Annotated in this window: 17 protein-coding genes and 1 riboswitch; of the genes, 4 read left to right on the top strand and 13 right to left on the bottom strand. The window is 61.6% G+C overall.

The genetic code is table 11. The features are described from left to right. Nucleotides 1-33 precede the first annotated feature (33 nt). From cpdA to thiC, 4 genes are all read right to left on the bottom strand, one after another. Nucleotides 34-834: a 3',5'-cyclic-AMP phosphodiesterase gene (gene cpdA / locus O5O48_RS09725; RefSeq protein ID WP_228245172.1), complete on the bottom strand. Its 801-nt coding sequence runs from the start codon at nt 832-834 to the stop codon at nt 34-36. Nucleotides 835-906: 72 nt separating this feature from the next. Then, a complete protein-coding gene (locus O5O48_RS09720) occupies nt 907-1,368 on the bottom strand; it encodes a DUF1249 domain-containing protein (RefSeq protein WP_228245361.1) in 462 nt (153 codons plus the stop codon). Beyond that, nucleotides 1,368-2,024, bottom strand: a complete 657-nt coding sequence (locus O5O48_RS09715; RefSeq protein ID WP_269688685.1) for an NUDIX domain-containing protein — start codon at nt 2,022-2,024, stop codon at nt 1,368-1,370. Before O5O48_RS09715 ends, O5O48_RS09720 begins: the two co-directional genes overlap by 1 nt. A 103-nt stretch (nt 2,025-2,127) precedes the next feature. Then, nucleotides 2,128-4,011, bottom strand: coding sequence for a phosphomethylpyrimidine synthase ThiC (gene thiC, locus O5O48_RS09710; protein WP_228245168.1), 1,884 nt, complete (start codon nt 4,009-4,011; stop codon nt 2,128-2,130). A 73-nt stretch (nt 4,012-4,084) separates the two neighbouring features. Continuing rightward, a riboswitch (TPP riboswitch) is annotated at nt 4,085-4,184 on the bottom strand. A gap of 220 nt (nt 4,185-4,404) precedes the next feature. Between thiC and O5O48_RS09705 the strand changes: the two genes are divergently transcribed. Next, the gene (locus O5O48_RS09705) at nt 4,405-5,841 is read left to right on the top strand and encodes a TolC family outer membrane protein (protein ID WP_269686879.1); all 1,437 of its coding nucleotides are present in this window, start codon (nt 4,405-4,407) and stop codon (nt 5,839-5,841) included. 60 nt (nt 5,842-5,901) lie between these two features. Here the strand turns inward: O5O48_RS09705 and waaA are convergent, their stop codons facing one another. After that, nucleotides 5,902-7,164, bottom strand: coding sequence for a lipid IV(A) 3-deoxy-D-manno-octulosonic acid transferase (gene waaA, locus O5O48_RS09700; protein ID WP_228245166.1), 1,263 nt, complete (start codon nt 7,162-7,164; stop codon nt 5,902-5,904). A 136-nt stretch (nt 7,165-7,300) separates the two neighbouring features. Between waaA and O5O48_RS09695 the strand changes: the two genes are divergently transcribed. Genes O5O48_RS09695 through O5O48_RS09685 form a run of 3 tightly spaced genes read left to right on the top strand, consistent with a single transcriptional unit; the run spans nt 7,301 to nt 10,170 of the window. Further along, nucleotides 7,301-8,479, top strand: a complete 1,179-nt coding sequence (locus O5O48_RS09695; protein ID WP_269686878.1) for an NAD(P)/FAD-dependent oxidoreductase — start codon at nt 7,301-7,303, stop codon at nt 8,477-8,479. Continuing rightward, complete coding sequence (locus O5O48_RS09690) at nt 8,476-9,279, top strand: aldo/keto reductase (RefSeq protein ID WP_269686877.1); 804 nt, start codon at nt 8,476-8,478, stop codon at nt 9,277-9,279. Before O5O48_RS09695 ends, O5O48_RS09690 begins: the two co-directional genes overlap by 4 nt. Before the next feature lie 3 nt (nt 9,280-9,282). Next, complete coding sequence (locus O5O48_RS09685; protein ID WP_269686876.1) at nt 9,283-10,170, top strand: metal ABC transporter ATPase; 888 nt, start codon at nt 9,283-9,285, stop codon at nt 10,168-10,170. A 28-nt stretch (nt 10,171-10,198) separates the two neighbouring features. Here the strand turns inward: O5O48_RS09685 and ispD are convergent, their stop codons facing one another. From ispD to dnaE, 8 genes are all read right to left on the bottom strand, one after another. Next, nucleotides 10,199-10,897 (bottom strand): 2-C-methyl-D-erythritol 4-phosphate cytidylyltransferase, encoded by a 699-nt coding sequence (gene ispD / locus O5O48_RS09680; RefSeq protein ID WP_269686875.1) that lies wholly within the window; start codon nt 10,895-10,897, stop codon nt 10,199-10,201. After that, nucleotides 10,894-11,124, bottom strand: a complete 231-nt coding sequence (locus O5O48_RS09675; RefSeq protein ID WP_088273905.1) for a septum formation initiator family protein — start codon at nt 11,122-11,124, stop codon at nt 10,894-10,896. The genes ispD and O5O48_RS09675 overlap by 4 nt, the downstream gene beginning before the upstream one ends. Before the next feature lie 98 nt (nt 11,125-11,222). Further along, nucleotides 11,223-12,512, bottom strand: coding sequence for a phosphopyruvate hydratase (gene eno / locus O5O48_RS09670; RefSeq protein ID WP_269686874.1), 1,290 nt, complete (start codon nt 12,510-12,512; stop codon nt 11,223-11,225). Between the two features lie 52 nt (nt 12,513-12,564). Then, nucleotides 12,565-13,410 carry a 3-deoxy-8-phosphooctulonate synthase gene (kdsA, locus tag O5O48_RS09665; protein WP_269686873.1) on the bottom strand — a complete coding sequence of 282 codons (846 nt, stop codon included), beginning with the start codon at nt 13,408-13,410 and terminating at the stop codon, nt 12,565-12,567. Between the two features lie 21 nt (nt 13,411-13,431). After that, nucleotides 13,432-15,060, bottom strand: coding sequence for a CTP synthase (locus O5O48_RS09660; RefSeq protein WP_269686872.1), 1,629 nt, complete (start codon nt 15,058-15,060; stop codon nt 13,432-13,434). 131 nt (nt 15,061-15,191) lie between these two features. Next, nucleotides 15,192-16,523, bottom strand: coding sequence for a tRNA lysidine(34) synthetase TilS (gene tilS, locus O5O48_RS09655; RefSeq protein ID WP_269686871.1), 1,332 nt, complete (start codon nt 16,521-16,523; stop codon nt 15,192-15,194). Further along, nucleotides 16,524-17,480: an acetyl-CoA carboxylase carboxyl transferase subunit alpha gene (accA, locus tag O5O48_RS09650; protein WP_228245358.1), complete on the bottom strand. Its 957-nt coding sequence runs from the start codon at nt 17,478-17,480 to the stop codon at nt 16,524-16,526. Nucleotides 17,481-17,578: 98 nt separating this feature from the next. Then, complete coding sequence (dnaE, locus tag O5O48_RS09645) at nt 17,579-21,112, bottom strand: DNA polymerase III subunit alpha (RefSeq protein WP_269686870.1); 3,534 nt, start codon at nt 21,110-21,112, stop codon at nt 17,579-17,581. Between the last annotated feature and the right edge of the window lie 33 nt (nt 21,113-21,145).

Raw genomic sequence — 21,145 nt, 5'->3', positions numbered from 1 at the left:
CGGACTGCCTGCCACCGTCAGTGCGGCTGCAACTCAATAGCCCACTGCTCCCGGCTCAGGCAAAAACAGGCCTTCCGGAAGGCGGCGAACAGCCGTTTCGATACGACCGTCGTCGTACAGACGCAGCCAACGATAACCAGGCGCCAGCGTATCAGTAGCAAAATCGCTGCTGCCCGCGGCAAACTGGACGCAGGTGGAAGGCGTGGCCAGCAGACGCAAATGACCAAGCTGCTGGTCGAACTGCTGGTGAATATGGCCCCAAAGCACCACCTTTACCTCGGGGCGATGCTGGATACGGCCCAGCAAGTCCTGCGGATTGAGCAGCCCGATCGGCGCCATCCAGTCGCTGCCGATGTCGACCGGCTGGTGATGCAGACAAACCATGACGTGGCGCTCGTCTGCTGACGCCAGTGCGTCATCCACAATCTGGAGCTGTGATGCTGCCAGTCGGCCAGGCACGGCACCGGAAATACTGGTATCGAGCAGAACAATTCGCCAGTTGCCGAGGTCAACCCAGGGCCGGCTAAGGCCAAGAGGCCTTCCAACCTCGGCCATCAATTCGGCGTCATCGTGATTGCCGGGAATCCAGTAGCAGGGTGCGGGCAGGCGCTGGCTGGCGGCGATAAACCGACGGTAGGCATCTTCGCTGCCATCCTGGGTTATGTCCCCGGTCGCCAGCACCACGTCCATCTCGGGTGTCTGTTCAAGCACCATATCAATGACAGCGTTCAAACTGGCGTGCGTATCCAGCCCCAGCAGGTCAGCACCCGCATCGGCAAACAGGTGACTGTCCGTCAACTGCACCACGCAGACGAAATCCGCCCCTAACGACATCGTGCCCCCACTTCTCGCTCCTTGTTTACACTCAATCTTGGCCGTTGCCGCCACAGGAATCCAGCGATTCGGTCACAGACCCTGGCCGGCAATTGATAACGGCTGCGCGCTTTGTCCATTGCGCTGACAGTATCCCAGCCACTCCCCGAGAAACTGATTCAACTGAAACTTTTCGTCCGGCTGCAACATCTGCTCGTTCGGATAGGGGTACACCCCCCGAAACCGGCGACTGTTATAGGCCGCAACCACCTCCGCCAGGCCCGCATCGTGATAAAGCCGAACTTCCATACTCGGCGGTGTTACCCACTCGTGCCGCCGCTCGTGAAACAGCTGCAGCGTCGAGGTATAGGGGCAACGCTCAAGCACGCGCATGACCAGCGCCTGAACCGCACCATCGCCAGCATCGACCACAATGCGGTGCTCATCCTCCTCGTGCATACGCGGCATCAGCTTCAGCAGCTTCCAGTAATTGCTCTCGCACAGCGCCTGCAGGCCAATCAGGTCAACGTGATAACGGGGCTTGCGCAAGGTCATCATGGCTGGGGCCCCGCCTCGGCGCGCAAGCGCTCGGCATGCAGCTGCAGCCACTGCAGCGCGATGATGCTGGCGGCATTGTCGATCCGGCCATCCTCAACCGCGGCAATGGCCTCGGCCCGCGGCCACAGGCTGACGCGAATATCCTCGCCTTCCTCGGCCAATCCGTGAATACCGCCCGCACCACGACTGTCGACCAGCGCACAATACAGATACACACGCTCGTCACTGCCGCCGGGGGACGGGAAATAGCGGGTAATGGGGTGCAGAGACAGCAGCGTCAAACCGGCCTCTTCCTGCGCTTCGCGGAGAGCGACCTGCTCCGGCGCCTCATCGGTATCGATGAGGCCGGCGACCAGCTCCAGCATCCACGGACTGTCACTTTTTTCCAGCGCACCCACCCGCACCTGCTCGATCAGCACCAGCTGATCCAGCCAGGGGTCGTAGGGCAAGACACAGACAGCGTCGTGGCGCACGAACAGCTCACGGCGCAGTACCGGGCCCCAGCCACCGTCGAACAGACGATGGCGCAGCTGCAGGACATCCAGGCGATAGAAACCACGGAAGCCATCTTCCCGGCTGATGATCTCCACGTCGGCACGCGTAAAGGACAAGGCAATACCCCCAAAGGAAACGAATCGCAGCAGATCAGGCATATCCATAACGGAGCAGGATCGGCTGCCGAGCGTCTAAGCTCGCATATCTTTCGGGGCAACGGCAAGGGTTCAGACGTGCCAGAACCCTCGCCGCACTGACTTGCTAGAGCTTGTGGTAGAGCTGCGATCCGGTAGTGCGAAACTCCTGCGACTTGGCCTTCATGCCCTCTTCAACCGCCAGATCAACCGCAGCAATACGCTGTTCGGCTGCGTATTCGCGCACTTCCTGGGTGATCTTCATAGAGCAGAACTTGGGGCCGCACATCGAGCAGAAGTGCGCCACCTTGGCCGACTCCTTCGGCAGCGTTTCATCGTGGAAGGCACGCGCGGTATCCGGATCCAGACCCAGGTTGAACTGATCTTCCCAGCGAAACTCGAAGCGCGCCTTGCTCAGGGCGTTGTCACGAATCTGCGCGCCCGGGTGCCCCTTGGCGAGATCGGCAGCGTGGGCGGCGATCTTGTAGGTAATGATGCCGGTCTTGACGTCATCCCGATTCGGCAGCCCCAGGTGTTCCTTGGGCGTTACATAGCACAGCATGGCGCAGCCGAACCAGCCGATCATCGCCGCACCGATACCGCTGGTGATGTGGTCGTAGCCGGGAGCTATGTCGGTCGTCAACGGACCCAGGGTGTAGAACGGTGCCTCATCGCAGCACTCCAGCTGCTTGTCCATGTTCTCCTTGATCAGTTGCATCGGCACGTGGCCCGGACCTTCGATCATGACCTGCACATCGTGCTTCCAGGCGATCTTGGTCAGCTCGCCCAGGGTTTCCAGCTCGCCGAACTGGGCTTCGTCGTTGGCATCGGCAATGGAGCCGGGACGCAGGCCATCGCCGAGCGAGAAGCTGACGTCGTAGGCCTTCATGATTTCGCAGATGTCCTCGAAGTGGGTATAGAGGAAATTCTCTTTGTGGTGCGCCAGACACCACTTGGCCATGATCGAGCCACCGCGCGACACGATGCCGGTGACCCGTTTGGCGGTCATCGGCACATAGCGCAGCAACACGCCAGCGTGAATGGTGAAGTAATCCACGCCCTGTTCAGCCTGTTCGATCAGCGTGTCGCGGAAGATGTCCCAGGTCAGGTCTTCGGCCACGCCGCCAACCTTCTCCAGCGCCTGATAGATCGGCACGGTGCCAATCGGCACCGGCGAGTTACGGATGATCCACTCGCGGGTTTCGTGAATATTCTTGCCGGTCGACAGGTCCATCACCGTGTCGGAGCCCCAGCGAATACCCCAGGTCATCTTCTCGACCTCCTCCTCGATGGAGGAGCCCAGGGCCGAGTTACCGATATTGCCGTTGATCTTTACCAGGAAGTTGCGGCCGATGATCATCGGCTCCAGTTCCGGGTGGTTGATGTTGGCCGGGATAATCGCTCGACCACGGGCGATCTCTTCGCGCACGAACTCGGGGGTAATTTCCTTCGGAATACTTGCGCCGAAACTGTGACCGGCATGCTGATCCTTGAGCAGCCCCGCATCACGCGCCTGCTGCAGCTTCATATTCTCGCGAATCGCGACGAACTCCATTTCCGGCGTAATGATGCCGCGGCGGGCGTAGTGCATCTGCGTCACGTTGCAGCCGGCCCTGGCGCGGCGCGGCGTGCGCACGTGGGCAAAACGCATATGGTCGAGTGACGGGTCAGCCAGACGCGCGGCGCCAAACTCGGACGTCAGCCCCGGCAACACTTCTGTATCACCACGTTCGTTGATCCAGGCACTGCGCACATCGGCAAGCCCCGCGCGCAAATCGATGCTGACACCCGGATCGGTATAGGGGCCAGAGGTGTCATAGACCAGCACCGGTGCGTTGGCCTCGCCACCAAAGTCGGTTGGCGTGTCGGCCAGGCTGATTTCCCGCATGGGTACGCGGATATCCGGGCGCGAGCCGGTCAGGTAGACCTTGCGGGAATTGGGGAAAGGCTGGGTGGCGGCGCTGTCGGCACCAGAGGTGGCGATGGCGGTATCAGGCAACGTGCTGTTCATTATTGTGCTCCACTGCGTTGAGGTGCGCAGGGAACCGAATGACCACGACCACCCCAGCCCGGACGGACTGAAGCCTGCGATCGATCTCGATTCCTACGCCGGTACTAACCGGTTCAGGTTCAACGGGTATCATCTCAGCCCCCTGCAAGCAGGCAGCACCCCGTCAAGATGTCCGCACAGTCTAGAGATATGCTGTTACCGTCTCAAGCCCACGACAGATATCCCTTCCCGACACGCAGATCAAAGCGCCCGTGATGGCTGACAAAATCCGCGAAAACGTCAGCAAAAGTCGCAACAACAGATTGTTCCCAATTGTGTCCCCCAAAGCCGCTTGACCCCGGCCCCCGACCCTTTTAGCCTTGCCTGACCTCCTCTCATGCGAAGGATTCGTGCATGTTGCGTCCGCTTACCGTTGCACTGCTGCTGGCCGGAGCTTCCGCTCACGCCGCTGCCAATACCGATCTGATGACCGTTTACCAGCAGGCGGTGCTCAACAGCGCTGACCTGGCCGCAGCACAAGCGGATGCACTGGCCCGTCAGGAAGCCCTGCCCCAGGCCCGCTCGCAGCTGCTGCCCAACCTCGGCGTCGCCGCCGGCGCCTCACGCCAGGACCTCGACATTGATAACGTAGGCGGCGACGAATACTCCAACCACTACTATCAGGCCAGCCTTACCCAACCCCTGTTCCGGGCTGACCGCTGGTTCAGCTACCAGGCCGCCAAGTCGGTGAGTCAGCAGGCCCAGCTGGAGTTCTCGGCGACCCAGCAGAACCTGATCCTTGAGGTCTCCCAGGCCTACTTCAACGTCCTGCGCGCTTCAGACAACCTGGCAACGGCAAAAGCCGAGGAAAAAGCCTTTTCCCGCCAGCTGGAGCAGGCACGGGAGCGTTTTGAAGTCGGCCTGTCCGCACGCACCGACGTCCTCGAGGCACAGGCGGGATACGACAGCGCCCGCGCAGCGCGCCTGACCGCCCAGACCAATCTGGACGTCAGCTACCAGGCGCTGACCCGTCTGACCACTCAGGACTACGACAGCCTGTACGGCATTAGCCACGAGCTGCCGATCCTGCCGCCGACACCGGCCAGCATGCAGCAGTGGGTCGAAACCGCCGCCGAACAGAATCTGACCCTTCAGGCCAGCCGTTACGCCATCGACAGCGCCGAAGACAGCCTGCGCAGCAGCAAGGCCGGCTATGCACCGGTCGTCGATGCCTTTGTGCGCTACAGCAACGACAACGGCGGCGCCAGTATCGCCGGTACCGGTCAGGCCAGCACCGATACAGAGCTGACCAGCTTTGGCGTGGAACTGAGCATGCCGCTGTTTACCGGCGGCCTGACCACCTCCCGCGTGCGCGAGTCGACCTACCGCCTGACCCAGGCCGAGCAGAGCAGCGAGGCGCAGCTGCGCCGGGTTGTGGAAAGCACGCGCAACCTCTACCGCACCGTCACCTCCAGCGTTGATGAAGTGGCCGCACGGCGTCAGGCCATCGTCTCCGCCAAGGCCGCGCTCGACGCCACCCAGACCGGGTACGAGGTCGGCACACGCAACGTGGTGGATGTGCTGGAAGCCCAGCGCAACCTGTTCCGCACCGTGCGCGACTACAACACCGTGCGCTACAACTACATCATCAACAACCTCAGCCTGAAGCAGGCGGCCGGTACACTCAGCCCGCAGGATCTGCAGGACCTGTCACAGTGGCTGAACCCGAACTACGACCCGGATCGGGACTTCATCCCGCAGACAACCGAAGAGGAAGCCCGGCAGATGTCGATGGGCGGCCAGCCGCAGCCGCCTGCCATGCCAGCCAACGGCGACAGCAGCACGTTTTGAACGCGGAGCACGAAAACCAAAACAGCGCCCGAGGGCGCTGTTTTGGTTTGTTCTGAGCATTCAATGCAGTAACCGGTCGATCCCCTGCAGCAAGCGCTCCAGCGCCCCCTGATTGTCAGCCACTACTGCCTGCCCTGCCTGGCCCGCGCGCTGACGCGCAGGACTGTCCTGCAACCATTGCTGTACGGCGACCGCCAGCGCTGTCTCGTCAGCGACCACCTGCAGGGCGCCTGCGCCTTCAAGCAACTCGCTGATTTCGGTGAAATTGAAGCGGTGCGGCCCGGACAACACCGGCAGCCCCAGTGCCGCCGGCTCAAGATAGTTGTGACCGCCGTTCGGCACCAGAGAGCCGCCGACAAACGCCAGATCAGCACAGGCGTAGAGAAACACCAGCTCGCCCATGGTGTCGCCAACCAGCACCTGCTGGTCAGCAGCCGGCAGCGCACCACTGCTGCGCCGTACCATACCGAAACCCGTCTCACTGACCTGGCGCGCGACCGAATCAAAGCGCTCGGGATGCCTCGGTACCAGAATCAGCAGCGCATCGGGCAGCGTATCCAGTACCTGACGATGCGCTCGCAGCACCTGCTCATCCTCACCAGCATGGGTGCTGGCCGCAATCCATACCGGGCGGTCGCTGCCCCAGCGCGCGCGCAGCTCCTGCGCCTGCTGCACCTGCTGCGGATCGGGACGAAAATCGAACTTGATGCTGCCAGTCACCTGCATCTGCTCGCGCCCCACACCCAGCTCGATAAAACGCAGAGCCTCGGCCTGGCTCTGCACGGCAACCCAGTCCAGCGCCGCAAACATTGGCCGAACCAGCGCGCCTACCCGCTGATAGCCACGGGCGGAGCGAGCCGACAGCCGCGCATTGGCCAGCACCAATGGCACCCTTGCGCGCCCGGCCTCGGCCACCAGATTCGGCCACAGCTCGGTTTCCATGATGATGCCGATCTTTGGCTGCAGCCGGCGCAATAACCGACGCTGCAGCCACGGCAGGTCATAGGGCAGATAGGCGTGACCAACCTGACCGCCAAACAGCTTGCGGATCTGCTCGGAACCGGTCGGCGTCATGCAGGTGACGGTGATCGGCAGCGCCGGATACCGCTTGAGCAATTCACGCACCATGGGCGCGGCGGCAATACTCTCGCCGACCGACACGGCGTGCACCCAGATTCCGCCGCTGCGCACATCGCCTCCCAGAGCAAAACGTTCGGCCCAGCGGCGGGCATAGGCAGGCGCCTTGATCGCGCGATACAGCAGACGCAACAAAATCAGCGGCAGGCAAAGGAAGAAAAACAGGGTATAGAGACGACGGGCCATGAAAGCATCCTGTAGCAGCTAGGCGTCCGGTAAGGGCTGCGCTAAAACAGCGCTGGCTCCTAGGGTAACAGATGTGACCAGGCAGGCCCCCAGTGACTATACTAGGGAGCCTTTTTAACCAGAGCTGCGGGAGCACATGAGTACAACCCTGGATACTGACATCTGCATTATCGGCGGCGGCGTCGCCGGACTATGGCTCAATGCGCGCCTGCGCAAGGCTGGCTATCATACCGTGCTGATTGAGCGTGGCGCCCTGGGAGGCGGTCAGAGCGTCAAGTCACAGGGCATCATCCATGGCGGTATCAAGTATGCACTCGGTGGCAAGCTCAACGCCGCAACGGAGGCGATCGCCGACATGCCCAACCGCTGGCGGCAGTGCCTGACCGGCGAAGGCGAACTGGATCTGAGTGGCGTGCGGGTGCTTTCCCAGCACCATTATCTGTGGTCACCCGGCAGCCTGATCAGCAATCTGGCCGGTTTTTTTGCCAGCAAGGCCCTGCGCGGGCGGGTGGATCAGATCAAGGGCAAGGCGTTACCCACCGTATTCAACAACCCGGGTTTCAAGGGCAAGGTGTATCAGCTCGGTGAGCTGGTACTGGACGTGCCGGATGTCATCCAGCGTCTGGCAGAGCTCTCGGGCGACAGCCTGATCAGCGACAATAACCCACACATCCTGCGTGACGACAGCGGCGAGATAGCCGGGATTCAGCTGGCCGGCACACGGGTTCGCGCGAGCCGTTATGTGCTTACCGCCGGTGAAGGTACCGAAGGCCTGCTGCAGGACTGGGGCGTCAGCGAGCCGGCAATGCAGCGTCGCCCGCTGCAAATGGTGCTGGTCAAGGGCCCGGATCTGCCACCCCTGTATGCCCACTGTCTCGGCGCCAGCCCCAAGCCGCGCCTGACCGTCACCACTCACCCCTGTGAAGACGGCCAGTGGTGCTGGTATCTGGGTGGCGACCTCGCAGAGCAAGGGGTCAATCAAGCACCGGACCAGTTGATCGACCAGGCTCGCCGCGAACTCCGTGAGCTGCTGCCGTGGATCGACCTGAGCGCGTGCCAGTGGACCACGCTGCCGGTCAACCGGGCCGAGCCGGCCCAGAGCGGGCTGGTACGCCCCGATAACGCCTACGTTCAAGCCTGCCACAACGCGTTGATCAGCTGGCCGACCAAGCTGGCCCTGGCACCCAATCTGAGCGATCTGGTAATGCAGGAACTGAACCGCCAGCAGGTAACATCGACCGGGCATCCGCCGCTGCCGTCAGACCTGCCGCGCCCTCGTGTGGCAGCACCGCTTTGGGACGCCTGCTTCCAATGAGTACCCTGCACCCCTTCTACCGCACCCTGGGAGACACCGGCCTGCGCCTGTCTCCCCTCGGGCTGGGTACCGTCAAGATCGGCCGTAATCAGGGCGTAAAGTATCCGAACGGTTTCGACTTGCCAGACGACGACGCTGTGCGCAACCTGCTCGCGCTCGCACATGATCTGGGCATCAACCTGCTAGACACCGCGCCGGCCTACGGCACCAGCGAGCAACGCCTTGGCCCGCTGCTCAAGGGCCAGCGGGACAACTGGATCATCTGCAGCAAGGTTGGCGAGGAGTTTGTCGAAGGCCAGTCGCATTTTGATTTCTCGGCCAAACATACCCGCCATTCGGTAGAACGGTCACTGCAGCGCCTGGGCACCGATCGACTGGACCTGGTACTGGTGCACTCCGACGGCAACGATCTTGAAGTGCTGGATCAGGAAGTCTACCCGACGCTGGCCCAGCTCAAGCAACAAGGCCTGATTCTCGCCTACGGGTTCTCCGGCAAGACGGTAGCCGGTGGTCTGCGTGCCCTGCAGCAGGGCGATTGCGCCATGGTGACCTACAACCTGCACGAACAGGCAGAACGCGAGGTGCTCGACTTCGCCCTGCAACACAACAAGGGCATTCTGATCAAAAAAGCGCTGGCCAGCGGGCACGTCTGCCTGAATGGCGAGGATCCGATACGCAAGAGCCTGGAATTGGTTCTCGGACACCCCGGCGTGACCAGCGCGATTATCGGCACCATAACCCCCAGCCACCTTGCGCAGAATGTCAGCGCGGCCCTGTCGGTACTATCCAGCATGGAGTAAGGCATGACTCAAATCGTTGCCCGGAAAAACCCCGTCGCATTCAAGACCCAGGCCATCGCGGTTACCGCCAGTGCAGAGGTATTACGCTACGAACCAACCGGCAGCCCTTTGAGTTTTGCCCAGATACAGGAGCGTCGCGTCCCGCTCCAGCTCAGCGACCCCAACCACTTCAATGTCGTTCTGGCCAACCTGGGGGTCTCGGTCGATCTGTATCTGCACTGGCAGCAGCGGGATTTCCGCCTGCTGGTACGTCAGGACCGGCCGGACCACGGCGACCAGGTTCTGAAACTGTTGTCCGGCTACGTTCCTTCCCACGAACTGCGCGTGCCACTGTTGACCGTCATGACCGAGATCGCCGAGGAATTGCTGATCGAGACCCGAAGCGGCTGGCTGCAGGGGCGCTATCAGGATACCTGGCTGCCGACGCCCTATGCAGAGAGCCTGCCATTGGACAGTGAACGCCATTTCACCCTTGGCGCACGCGCCGGAAATACCAGGCCGGTGCTCTGCCGTGAGCTGAACCTGCTTGAGCGCCCACGGGCATACGTCCACTTGCCGACCAGTTCGCTGCAACTGGTCTACCAGATGCAGCTTGCTCTGCCGGACGACATAGACGCCCCTTCGCTCTTGCATGCCGACGAATATCTTGATCCGGACAGCAGGGAACTGATCGCCCGGGTTGACCACCAGCAACCGGACCTGTTTCTGGCCGAATACCGCAACGGCGAACCCACCGGCGAGCTATATCATCTGCAACGCGGCGAACTGGTCGCCCAGCCAACGGGGGGCCTGCTGCTTAGCGAGGCGTTTGCCGAACAACAGGGCTGGGTGGTCACCGCAGCCAACTGCGCACTGCAGCAGGGCCTTGGCCTGACTGACGGCACAGCGTAACCACTGATTTGGCGCAAGCGTGTCAACATCAGCGCTCGCGCTGACGCAGCCACTCCAGATCTTCGGGGCGGGTAATTTTCAGATTGTCGGCACGGCCTTCCACCAGCAGCGGTGCCTGACCGACCCACTCCATCGCCGAGGCCTCATCGGTAATCCGGGCGCCAGCGGCCAGCGCCTCGGCCAGCGCCTGCTGCAATGGCCCGAGACGAAACATCTGTGGCGTGTAAGCCTGCCAGAACAGGCTGCGATCGGGTGTTGATGACACCCGGCCATCCGGACCGATCTGCTTGAGAGTATCGCGCACCGGTACAGCCAGTAGTCCACCGACCGGATCATCGGCTAACGTGCTGAGCAGCTTGTGCAGGTCGCTATCGGCGAGATTGGGGCGAGCCGCGTCGTGCACCAGCACCCAGTCGTCATCGGTCGCGCCCAGCTCCCGCAACGCAATCAGGCCATTGAGTACCGAGTCGGCACGCTCGCGGCCGCCGACTGCACGGGTGATACGCGCATCCTGCGCGCAGGGCAGCGTCGGCCACCAGCCATCATCTGCAGAGAGGGACACCACCAACCCGCGCAGCCCCGGTTGATCCAGGAAGCAGGCCAGGGTGTGTTCGATCAGGGTGCGCTCACCCCAGAGAAGGTATTGCTTCGGACGGTCTGCCTGCATGCGCGCGCCGACACCGGCGGCGGGCAGAACGACCCAGAAATCGGGTGTAGCGACGCTCATTGGTCGCTCAGTTGGAACAGGGTCTCGCCCTGCTTGACCATGCCCAGCTCACGACGGGCACGCTCTTCGACGGTTTCCAGCCCCTGCTTGAGTTCAATGACCTCTGCCGTCAGCACACGATTACGCTCCAGCAGCTGCTCGTTCTCGCGCTGCTGCTCGGCAATCTGCTGCTTGAGCTGGGAAACGTGGGCAAGACTGCCCTCGCCGACCCAGAGTCGGTACTGCATCGCCGCCAGCAGCGACAGCGCAATGAGCCAGAGCCATTTCAAGCCGGATGCTCCTGTCAAGGAACGGCGGGTACGCTCACGCGTACCCGCCAGACCGATCAGCCGCGGAACTCGGCGCGACCCTTGTAGGGCGCCTTGTCACCCAGTTGCTCTTCGATACGCAGCAGCTGGTTGTACTTGGATACGCGGTCGGAACGGCACAGCGAACCGGTCTTGATCTGACCGGCAGCGGTACCCACAGCCAGATCGGCGATGGTGCTGTCTTCGGTCTCACCGGAGCGGTGCGAGATGACGGCGGTAAAGCCGGCAGCCTTGGCCATCTGGATCGCTTCCAGGGTCTCGGTCAGCGAACCGATCTGGTTGAACTTGATCAGGATGGAGTTGCCGATCTTCTCGTCGATACCGCGCTTGAGAATCTTGGTGTTGGTCACGAACAGGTCGTCACCAACCAGCTGTACCTTCTCGCCGATCTTGTCGGTCAGGACTTTCCAGCCAGCCCAGTCGGACTCGTCCATGCCGTCTTCGATGGAGATGATCGGGTAGCGCTGGGTCAGGCCAGCCAGGTAGTCGGCAAAACCGGCCGCATCGAACACCTTGCCTTCGCCGGCCAGGTCGTAATTGCCGTCCTTGTAGAACTCGCTGGAAGCGCAGTCCAGTGCCAGAGTGACGTCGTCACCCAGGGTGTAACCGGCGTTGGCAACGGCCTCGGCGATGGCTGCCAGCGCGTCTTCGTTGGACGCCAGGTTCGGCGCGAAGCCGCCTTCGTCACCGACTGCGGTGTTCAGACCACGGGCCTTCAGAACCGCTTTGAGGTGATGGAAAATCTCGGCACCCATGCGCAGCGCATCGGCGAAGTTCTTGGCGCCAACCGGCTGAACCATGAACTCCTGGATGTCGACGTTGTTGTCGGCGTGCTCACCGCCGTTGATGATGTTCATCATCGGTACCGGCATGGAGTAGACACCGGGGGTACCGTTCAGGTCGGCAATGTGCGCGTACAGCGGCACGCCCTTGGCCTGGGCAGCCGCCTTGGCTGCCGCCAGGGAAACGGCGAGGATCGCGTTGGCGCCCAGCTTGGCCTTGTTTTCGGTGCCGTCCAGTTCGATCATGGCGCGATCCAGGTCAGCCTGAGCGGTGGCATCACGACCAACCAGCAGCTCACGGATGGGGCCATTGATATTGGCGACGGCCTTGAGCACGCCCTTGCCGAGGTAACGGCTCTTGTCGCCATCACGCAGTTCCAGTGCTTCGCGCGAACCGGTAGAGGCGCCGGAGGGTGCACAGGCGCTGCCCATGATGCCGCCTTCCAGAATTACGTCCGCTTCAACGGTCGGGTTACCGCGCGAGTCCAGAACCTCACGGCCCTTGATATCAATGATTTTTGCCATCTTTACTTGCTAGCTCCGTATATCGGGTCAATCGGGTGAAAGCGGTAGCGGCTCAAGCCGTTTCCAGCACCGGGAAGCTCTTGACCAGATCGTCAAGGGCCTTCAACTGGGCAAGGAACGGCTCCAGCTTGTCCAGGCGCAGGGCGCAGGGGCCGTCGCACTTGGCGTTGTCAGGATCGGGGTGCGCTTCGAGGAACAGACCCGCCAGGCCCTGGCTCATGCCCGCCTTGGCCAGATCGGTGACCTGTGCCCGGCGACCGCCGGCCGAGTCACTGCGACCACCCGGCATCTGCAGGGCATGGGTCACGTCGAAGAACACCGGGTACTCGAACTGCTTCATGATGCCGAAGCCAAGCATGTCGACTACCAGATTGTTGTAACCGAAGGACGAACCGCGCTCGCACAGCACAAGGCGGTCATTGCCGGCTTCTTCACACTTGGTGAGGATGTGTTTCATTTCCTGCGGCGCGAGGAACTGGGCCTTCTTGATGTTGATCACGGCGTTGGTTTTGGCCATCGCCACAACCAGATCCGTCTGCCGGGACAGGAAGGCCGGCAGCTGGATGATGTCGCACACTTCGGCAACCGGCGCAGCCTGATAGGGCTCGTGCACGTCAGTGATGACCGGCACGTTGAAGGTGCGCTTGATCTCTTCAAAGATCTTAAGACCCTCTTCCATGCCGGGGCCGCGGAACGAGTTGATCGACGAGCGGTTGGCCTTGTCGAAGCTGGCCTTGAACACGTAGGGAATCCCCAGCTTGCCGGTGACTTCAACGTAGTGCTCGCAGATCTGCATTGCCAGATCTCGCGACTCCAGTACGTTCATGCCACCAAACAGAACGAAGGGTTTGTCGTTGGCCATCTCGATGTCACCAACGCGCACGATTTTCTGTGCCATAAGCCAGCTTCTTCCTTAATCTCAGCCGTTCTTGTGCTGACGCAGCGCGGCGCCGATGAAACCACTGAACAGCGGGTGGCCGTAACGCGGCGTCGAAGTAAATTCCGGGTGGAACTGGCAGGCCACGAACCACGGGTGATCCTTGACCTCGACTACCTCGACCAGCGCGCCGTCGCCGGAACGACCGGAAATACTCAAACCGCCAGCCTGCAGATCGGGCAACAGATTATTGTTGACCTCGTAGCGGTGACGGTGACGCTCGACGATCACGTCCTTGCCATAGCAGTCGTGCGCCTTGGAGCCCGGCTCCAGCGTGCATTCCTGCGCACCCAGACGCATGGTGCCGCCCAAGTCGGACGCCTCGGTACGCAGCTCGGTCTGACCGGTCGCATCCTGCCACTCGGTGATCAGACCCACAACCGGGTGACCGGAGGTCTTGTCGAACTCGGTGGAGTTGGCATCACTCCAGCCCAGCACATTGCGGGCGTACTCGATGACCGCGACCTGCATGCCCAGACAGATGCCCAGGTACGGAATCTTGTTCTCGCGGGCATAGCGCACGGCCGAGATCTTGCCCTCGACACCACGGGAGCCAAAGCCGCCCGGCACCAGAATGGCGTCGACCCCTTCCAGCAGACCGGTGCCTTGCTGTTCGATATTCTCGGAGTCGATATAGCGCACATTCACCTTGGTGCGTGCCTGAATGCCGGCGTGGCTGAGTGCCTCGATCAGCGACTTGTAGGCATCGAGCAGCTCCATGTACTTGCCGACCATGGCGATGGTGACTTCATGCTCGGGGTTGAGCTTGGCGTCTACCACGCGGTCCCACTCGGACAGGTCAGCCTGACCGCACTCCAGACCAAAGCGTTCGACGACGAAGTCATCCAGGCCCTGTGCGTGCAGTACAGACGGAATCTTGTAGATGGTGTCGACGTCTTCCAGACCGATCACCGCACGCTCTTCCACGTTGGTAAACAGCGCAATCTTGCGGCGCGAAGACAGATCGATCGGATGATCGGAGCGGCAGATCAGCACGTCGGGCTGCAGGCCGATGGAGCGCAGCTCCTTGACCGAATGCTGGGTCGGCTTGGTCTTGGTCTCGCCAGCGGTGGCGATGTAGGGCACCAGCGTCAGGTGCATCAGCATCGCGCGCTTGGCACCGACCTCCACCCGCAGCTGACGGATGGCTTCCAGGAACGGCTGGGACTCGATGTCGCCCACGGTACCGCCGATTTCAACCAGCGCCACGTCGGCATCGCCGGCACCCTTGATGATGCGGCTCTTGATCTCGTCGGTAATGTGCGGAATGACCTGAATGGTCGCGCCCAGATAGTCACCACGGCGCTCCTTGCGCAGCACGTCGGCATAGACACGGCCGGTGGTGAAGTTGTTGTTCTGAGTCATGGTAGCGTTGACGAAACGCTCGTAGTGCCCCAGATCAAGGTCGGTTTCCGCGCCATCATGGGTCACGAAGACTTCACCATGCTGGAAGGGACTCATGGTGCCCGGATCCACGTTGATATAGGGATCCAGCTTGAGCATGGTGACCTTCAGACCACGCGCCTCGAGGATAGCCGCGAGGGAAGCCGAGGCGATGCCCTTACCCAAAGAAGAAACAACACCACCCGTGACGAAGATGTAGCGCGTCATGAAAAACCCATAGATTGAACAGTTAAGCGGTTTGCACCGCGAGGAATTCGAAGGGAGTCAGAGGTGACCTGAAGGGTCAGCCAAAGTCTCGTCAAGATGGGAAGTCAGGATACCAGACGGGCCCCGCTTGCTCAATCCGAAACAGGCTTCCAACTGACCGTAAAACCACTCTGATTTCCGTCCACCAGAGCCTGCTCGGCGTTCCAGCGCCCCGCCACCGAAACCAGCTCGCCGCCTGAGTATAGCAACGGCACCGAAGGACGCAGCCAGGCAGGTACGCGGGCCTCCTGAAGCAGCTGTTTGACCGACCGGGTAGGCCTGCCCGGCAGCTTTATTCGCTCGCCCCCCTGCCGGTACGCAAGCTGCCACCCAGCCGCACCGGGAGCTCGTAAACCGCCGGACGACGGCGCGATACAGAGGGTCCCGTTACCGGCCAACAGAGACTGACAGGCAAGTGGCTGACAAATCTGGGCACTCCCCTGCCGGGGCCAGCCGGCCTCCACCAGCCAGAGACGATCTGACGAACGGTATAGCCTGTGGCTACCCAGCAGCAGTTGCGGTTGCGCGTCGCTGCAGGCTGCGAGTTGCTGCACCCACTGATCAAGATGCCGCTGATCCGGCATCAGCACGCCCTGCTGCCTCAACCAGAAACGCAGCAGATTGCGCTGCCTGGCGGGCGACAACACCAGTACCGGTGCAAGCAGCAGACTCGGCCAGTGACCAAGCCAGGCATCATCAAGCGGTAACACGGCAGACTGCAGATCAGATGCTGCCAGGTCATCCAGCAACCCGCAGGCCTCATCAGCATGTTCTGCCAGGCGGCGCAGACTCTGGTCTACCTGCGGCCAGCTGTCACGCAGCGCCGGCAACAACGCGTGCCGCAGCGCCGTACGGGCAAAACGCGCATCCCTGTTGGCAGGATCCTCAATCCAGTTCAAACCCTGTCGAACAGCGAAATCCGCAAGCTCGGCGCGCGACGCGTCCAGCAACGGTCGTGACAGCCAGCCACGCCCGAGCGGGCGACGAGCAGGCATCCCTGCCAGCCCTTGAATACCCGTGCCACGCAGCATGCGAAACAACATCGTTTCCAGCTGATCATCGGCATGATGCGCCAGCAGCAACTCGGCGCCCTCCGGCAGTGCCTCAGCAAAGGCTGCGTAGCGCGCGTCGCGGGCAGCCTGTTCGATACTGGGACTCTGCCCCACCCGCACCCGCACCACCGTCAGCGGCACACCCCGGGCGTCGCAGGCACGCTGACAATGCATCGCCCAGGCGTCAGCCTCGGGGTGCAGTCCGTGATGAATATGAATGGCGTAAAGTGGCGGAATATCAGAGGATTGGCGCGCCTGGACCAGCAGCTCAAGTAGAACCATGGAATCCAGACCACCGGACAACCCCAGCCACCAGGCCGGGGCGCCCAAACAGGAGCTGAGCTGCTCGCGCAGCCCCTGCGGTGTGAGCATTTACTGAATACCGAAGGACATCAGCCGCTGGTAGCGGGTTTCCAGCAGTTGCTCGGGAGTGCGTTCGTCAAGTTTGGCCAGTTGCGCAACCAGTTGCTGCTTGAGGCGCTCGGCAGTTTCCTGCGGTGAGCGCTGTGCGCCACCCAGCGGCTCGGGGATCAGGGTGTCGACCAGTCCCAGCTCTTTCAGACGCTCGGCGGTAATACCCATGGCCGCCGCTGCATCAGCCGCCTTTTCGGCGCTTTTCCAGAGAATGGAAGCACAGCCCTCGGGCGAGATCACCGAATAGGTCGAGTACTGCAGCATCATCAGATGATCGCAGACACCAATGGCCAGCGCACCGCCGGAGCCGCCTTCACCAATAACAGTGGCGATAATCGGCGTTTTCAGACGCGACATGACCTGCAGGTTCCAGGCAATGGCCTCACTCTGGCCGCGCTCTTCGGCATCAATACCCGGATACGCGCCGGGGGTGTCGATAAAGGTCAGGATCGGCATCTTGAAGCGCTCGGCCATTTCCATCAGGCGGCAGGCCTTGCGGTAGCCTTCCGGCTTGGGCATGCCGAAGTTGCGGCGCACCTTTTCCTTTACGTCACGGCCTTTCTGGTGACCGATGACCATCACCGGCCGGCCGTCCAGACGCGCAATGCCGCCAACGATGGCGGCATCATCGGCAAAATGGCGATCGCCGTGCAGCTCTTCAAAGTCGGTAAAAATGTGACGGATATAATCCAGCGTATAGGGCCGCTGCGGGTGGCGCGACATCTGGGCAACCTGCCAGCTGCTCAGGTTGCCGAAAATGCTCTCGGTCAGGGACTTGCTCTTCTCCTGCAGCCGAGTGATTTCTTCGGTGATGTTCAGCGCGTTGTCACTGCCGACCAGACGCAGCTCTTCGATCTTGGCCTGCAGGTCCGCAATTGGCTGTTCAAACTCCAAGTATTTCTGGCTGTTGCTCATAGGCATCCATCATCCGCTTGCGCCCGATCCGGGCATCCAAAAGTTTCGCAAATAACCTTACGGGATTGCCGGGCGCCCGTCGAGCATCCGGCTTTGCGCTATCTATAGTGCAGAGAGACGCTGTCTTTGCCCAACTGGTCACGCAGGCTTTGCAGCAGATCGTCTGCCGGCTCCACACGCCACTCGTCACCCAGGCGCAGCAGCGCTGCCGCATCGGCCCGCTGGTACTCGACCGTAACCGGGCAGCCGCCGCGATACTGCTGCAGCAGCCCTGCCATTCGGCTCAGCGCGGCGGCGTCGTGACGGGCGCCATCGAGGTTCACCCGTACACTGTCGAGCAGCCCGGTACGCGCCTCCTCCAGACTCATCACGCGCTTGGCACGCACCCGCATGCCGCCAGAGAAGTCATCGACCGCAACCTCCCCTTCGACCACCAGCATGGCGTCCTTCTGCAGCAAAGCCTGCGCCGCATTGTAGGCCTCGGAGAACAGTGACACCTCGATCCGCGCCGATCGGTCATCGAGGGTGACAAAGCCTACCTTGTCGCCGCGCTTGTTCTTCATCACCCGCATGTCGAATACCAGCCCAGCGATGGTCTGGCTCTCGCGCGAAGGCTTCAGATCCAGAATGCGCTGACGGGCAAAGCGGCGAATCTCGCGTTCGTACTCGTCGATCGGGTGACCCGTCAGATACAGACCCAGGGTTTCCTTCTCGCCACGCAGGCGTTCCTTGAAGGTCCACTCGCGCACCTTGCGGTAGGGCTCGTACACGTCGCGTTCGGTAGATGGCCCTAGCAAATCACCAAACAGGTCGTCGTGGCCGCTATCGGCGCTGCGCGCGGTCTGTTCGGCCGAGGCAATCGCCTCTTCCATCGCGCTCATCAATGCTGCGCGGTTACGGTCGATCTGCTTCTGATAGGCCTGAACTTCCTCGGCGAAGAACGGCCCGAGGCGATCCAGCGCACCGCTGCGAATCAGCGCTTCCATCACCCGCTTGTTGATACGCTTGAGGTCCACCCGGGCGCAGAAGTCGAACAAGTCGTTAAACGGGCCGCCGGCCTTGCGGGTCTCAACGATGGTTTCGACCGGGCCTTCACCCACGCCCTTGATCGCGCCGAGGCCGTAAACCACATCACCGGCGTCATCGACGGTGAACTTGAATTCCGAAACATTGACATCCGGCGCCTTGATCCGCAGGCGCATGCTGCGGCATTCCTCAATCAGCGTCACCACCTTGTCGGTGTTGTGCATATCCGCCGAGAGAACCGCTGCCATGAAGGGTGCCGGGTAATGGGCCTTCAGCCAGGCAGTCTGGTAGGAAACCAGACCATAGGCGGCCGAATGCGACTTGTTGAAGCCGTAACCGGCGAACTTTTCTACCAGATCGAAAATGTTACCGGCCAGGTCCGCGTCAATGCCGTTATTGGCGCAGCCTTCGATAAAGCCGCCACGCTGCTTGGCCATCTCTTCGGGCTTTTTCTTACCCATCGCCCGGCGCAGCATGTCCGCGCCACCCAGGGTGTAGCCAGCCATCACCTGGGCGATCTGCATGACCTGTTCCTGATACAGGATGATGCCGTAGGTAGGCTTTAGTACCGGCTCAAGACCGGCGTACTGATAGTTGGGGTGCGGGTAGGAAATCTCTTCCCGTCCGTGCTTGCGGTTGATGAAGTCGTCCACCATGCCTGACTGCAACGGGCCAGGACGGAACAGGGCCACCAGTGCGATCATGTCTTCCAGACAGTCGGGCTTGAGCTTCTTGATCAGCTCCTTCATGCCGCGCGATTCAAGCTGGAAAACGGCGGTGGTTTCCGCTTTTTGCAGCATGCTGTAGGTCGGTGCGTCATCCAGCGGGATCAGGTCGATATTGACCAGTTCCTCGTCACTGGCGCCCTGCGCACGCTGCTGGCGGTGGATGGTTTCCATCGCCCACTTGATGATGGTCAGGGTCCGCAGACCGAGGAAGTCGAACTTCACCAGACCGGCGGCTTCCACGTCGTCCTTGTCGAACTGGGTAACCAGGCCGCCACCCGATTCGTCGCAATACAGTGGCGCGAAATCGGTCAGCTTGGTCGGCGCGATTACCACGCCCCCGGCGTGTTTTCCGACGTTACGGGTAATACCCTCCAGCTTGAGCGCCATGTCCCAGATTTCCTGGGCTTCCTCATCGTTGGCGAGGAAATCGCGCAGCATCTCTTCCTGCTCATAGGCCTTGGTCAGCGTCATGCCGACCTCGAAGGGAATCATCTTCGACAGCTTGTCGGCCAGGCCGTAAGACTTGCCCTGCACCCGCGCCACGTCGCGCACTACCGCCTTGGCCGCCATGGTACCGAAGGTGATGATCTGCGAGACCGCGTTTCGGCCGTAGGCGTCGGCTACATAGTCGATGACCCGATCGCGGCCTTCCATGCAGAAGTCGACGTCGAAGTCGGGCATGGAAATACGCTCCGGGTTGAGGAAGCGCTCAAACAGCAGATCGTAGGCCAGCGGATCAAGGTCGGTAATCAGCAGCGAATAGGCGACAAGCGACCCCGCCCCCGAGCCCCGGCCCGGGCCTACCGGCACGCCGTTGCCCTTGGCCCACTTGATAAAGTCCATCACGATCAGGAAGTAGCCGGGAAAGCCCATCTGATTGATGATGTCGAGTTCGAAGTTGAGACGGTCGATATAGACCTGGCGCTTGGCCTCGTAGTCCGGCGTATCAGGCGGCAGAATCACCTTCAGACGCTCTTCCAGGCCCTCGAAGGAGACCTTCTTGAAGTACTCCTCGATGGTAAGACCATCCGGAATGGGAAACTCCGGCAGAAAGTAGGTACCCAGCTGGACATCGATATTGCAGCGCTTGGCAATTTCGACACTGTTTTCCAGCGCCTCGGGGATATCGGCAAACAGCTCGGCCATTTCCTCCGAGGTTTTCAGGTACTGCTCCTCGCTGTACTGACGCACCCGGCGCGGATCGTCCAGCGCCCTGCCCTCACCAATGCAGACACGGGTCTCATGGGCCTCGAAGTCACCGCGCTTGAGAAAGCGTACATCGTTGGTCGCGACCACCGGACAGCCGCTGCGCGCCGCCAGCGCGACGGCGGCATGCACGTGTTCCTCATCATTGACGCGACTGGTGCGCTGCAGTTCGAGATAAAAGCGATCAGGGAAGACACCCATCCAATAGGCCAGCAGCTCATCCGCCCGTTCGGGGCTCGAAGACAGCAGCGCGATACCAATCTCCCCTTCCTTGGCCGCCGACAGGGCGATCACGCCCTCGCTGGCCTCGGCAATCCACTCCCGACGCACCGTAACAACGCCGTTGCGCTGACCCTCGGTATAGCCACGCGAGACCAGCTCGGTGAGATTGCGGTAGCCCTTGGGGTTCATCGCCAGCAGACTGATGCGGGTCAGCACGCTGTCGTCTTCGGCATCGGTCAGCCACAGATCAACGCCGGAAATCGGCTTGATGCCACCGGCCATCGCAGCCTTGTAGAACTTGACCAGGCTGCACATGTTGCTCTGGTCGGTAATCGCCACCGCCGGCATGCCCGCCTCGGTAACAGCCTTGATCAGGGGTTTGACCTTGACCAGTCCGTCGACCAGGGAGTACTCACTGTGGACACGCAGGTGAACAAAGGAAAATGACATGGAAATCCTGTTTCAGATGGCGAAGCGTCAGGC

The sequence above is a fragment of the Halopseudomonas sp. MFKK-1 genome (assembly GCF_027474385.1).
In the GTDB taxonomy this organism is placed as follows: Bacteria; Pseudomonadota; Gammaproteobacteria; order Pseudomonadales; family Pseudomonadaceae; genus Halopseudomonas; species Halopseudomonas aestusnigri.
Note: the sequence above shows the minus strand (reverse complement) of the source record. Positions and strands in the feature narration are given on the sequence as shown.

What these genes read in the sequence shown, in the direction of transcription:
- cpdA (WP_228245172.1), bottom strand. Translation starts at nt 834, where the DNA reads ATGTCGTTAGGGGCGGATTTCGTCTGCGTGGTGCAGTTGACGGACAGT.
- O5O48_RS09720 (WP_228245361.1), bottom strand. Translation starts at nt 1,368, where the DNA reads ATGACCTTGCGCAAGCCCCGTTATCACGTTGACCTGATTGGCCTGCAG.
- O5O48_RS09715 (WP_269688685.1), bottom strand. Translation starts at nt 2,024, where the DNA reads ATGCCTGATCTGCTGCGATTCGTTTCCTTTGGGGGTATTGCCTTGTCC.
- thiC (WP_228245168.1), bottom strand. Translation starts at nt 4,011, where the DNA reads ATGAACAGCACGTTGCCTGATACCGCCATCGCCACCTCTGGTGCCGAC.
- O5O48_RS09705 (WP_269686879.1), top strand. Translation starts at nt 4,405, where the DNA reads ATGTTGCGTCCGCTTACCGTTGCACTGCTGCTGGCCGGAGCTTCCGCT.
- waaA (WP_228245166.1), bottom strand. Translation starts at nt 7,164, where the DNA reads ATGGCCCGTCGTCTCTATACCCTGTTTTTCTTCCTTTGCCTGCCGCTG.
- O5O48_RS09695 (WP_269686878.1), top strand. Translation starts at nt 7,301, where the DNA reads ATGAGTACAACCCTGGATACTGACATCTGCATTATCGGCGGCGGCGTC.
- O5O48_RS09690 (WP_269686877.1), top strand. Translation starts at nt 8,476, where the DNA reads ATGAGTACCCTGCACCCCTTCTACCGCACCCTGGGAGACACCGGCCTG.
- O5O48_RS09685 (WP_269686876.1), top strand. Translation starts at nt 9,283, where the DNA reads ATGACTCAAATCGTTGCCCGGAAAAACCCCGTCGCATTCAAGACCCAG.
- ispD (WP_269686875.1), bottom strand. Translation starts at nt 10,897, where the DNA reads ATGAGCGTCGCTACACCCGATTTCTGGGTCGTTCTGCCCGCCGCCGGT.
- O5O48_RS09675 (WP_088273905.1), bottom strand. Translation starts at nt 11,124, where the DNA reads ATGCAGTACCGACTCTGGGTCGGCGAGGGCAGTCTTGCCCACGTTTCC.
- eno (WP_269686874.1), bottom strand. Translation starts at nt 12,512, where the DNA reads ATGGCAAAAATCATTGATATCAAGGGCCGTGAGGTTCTGGACTCGCGC.
- kdsA (WP_269686873.1), bottom strand. Translation starts at nt 13,410, where the DNA reads ATGGCACAGAAAATCGTGCGCGTTGGTGACATCGAGATGGCCAACGAC.
- O5O48_RS09660 (WP_269686872.1), bottom strand. Translation starts at nt 15,060, where the DNA reads ATGACGCGCTACATCTTCGTCACGGGTGGTGTTGTTTCTTCTTTGGGT.
- tilS (WP_269686871.1), bottom strand. Translation starts at nt 16,523, where the DNA reads ATGCTCACACCGCAGGGGCTGCGCGAGCAGCTCAGCTCCTGTTTGGGC.
- accA (WP_228245358.1), bottom strand. Translation starts at nt 17,480, where the DNA reads ATGAGCAACAGCCAGAAATACTTGGAGTTTGAACAGCCAATTGCGGAC.
- dnaE (WP_269686870.1), bottom strand. Translation starts at nt 21,112, where the DNA reads ATGTCATTTTCCTTTGTTCACCTGCGTGTCCACAGTGAGTACTCCCTG.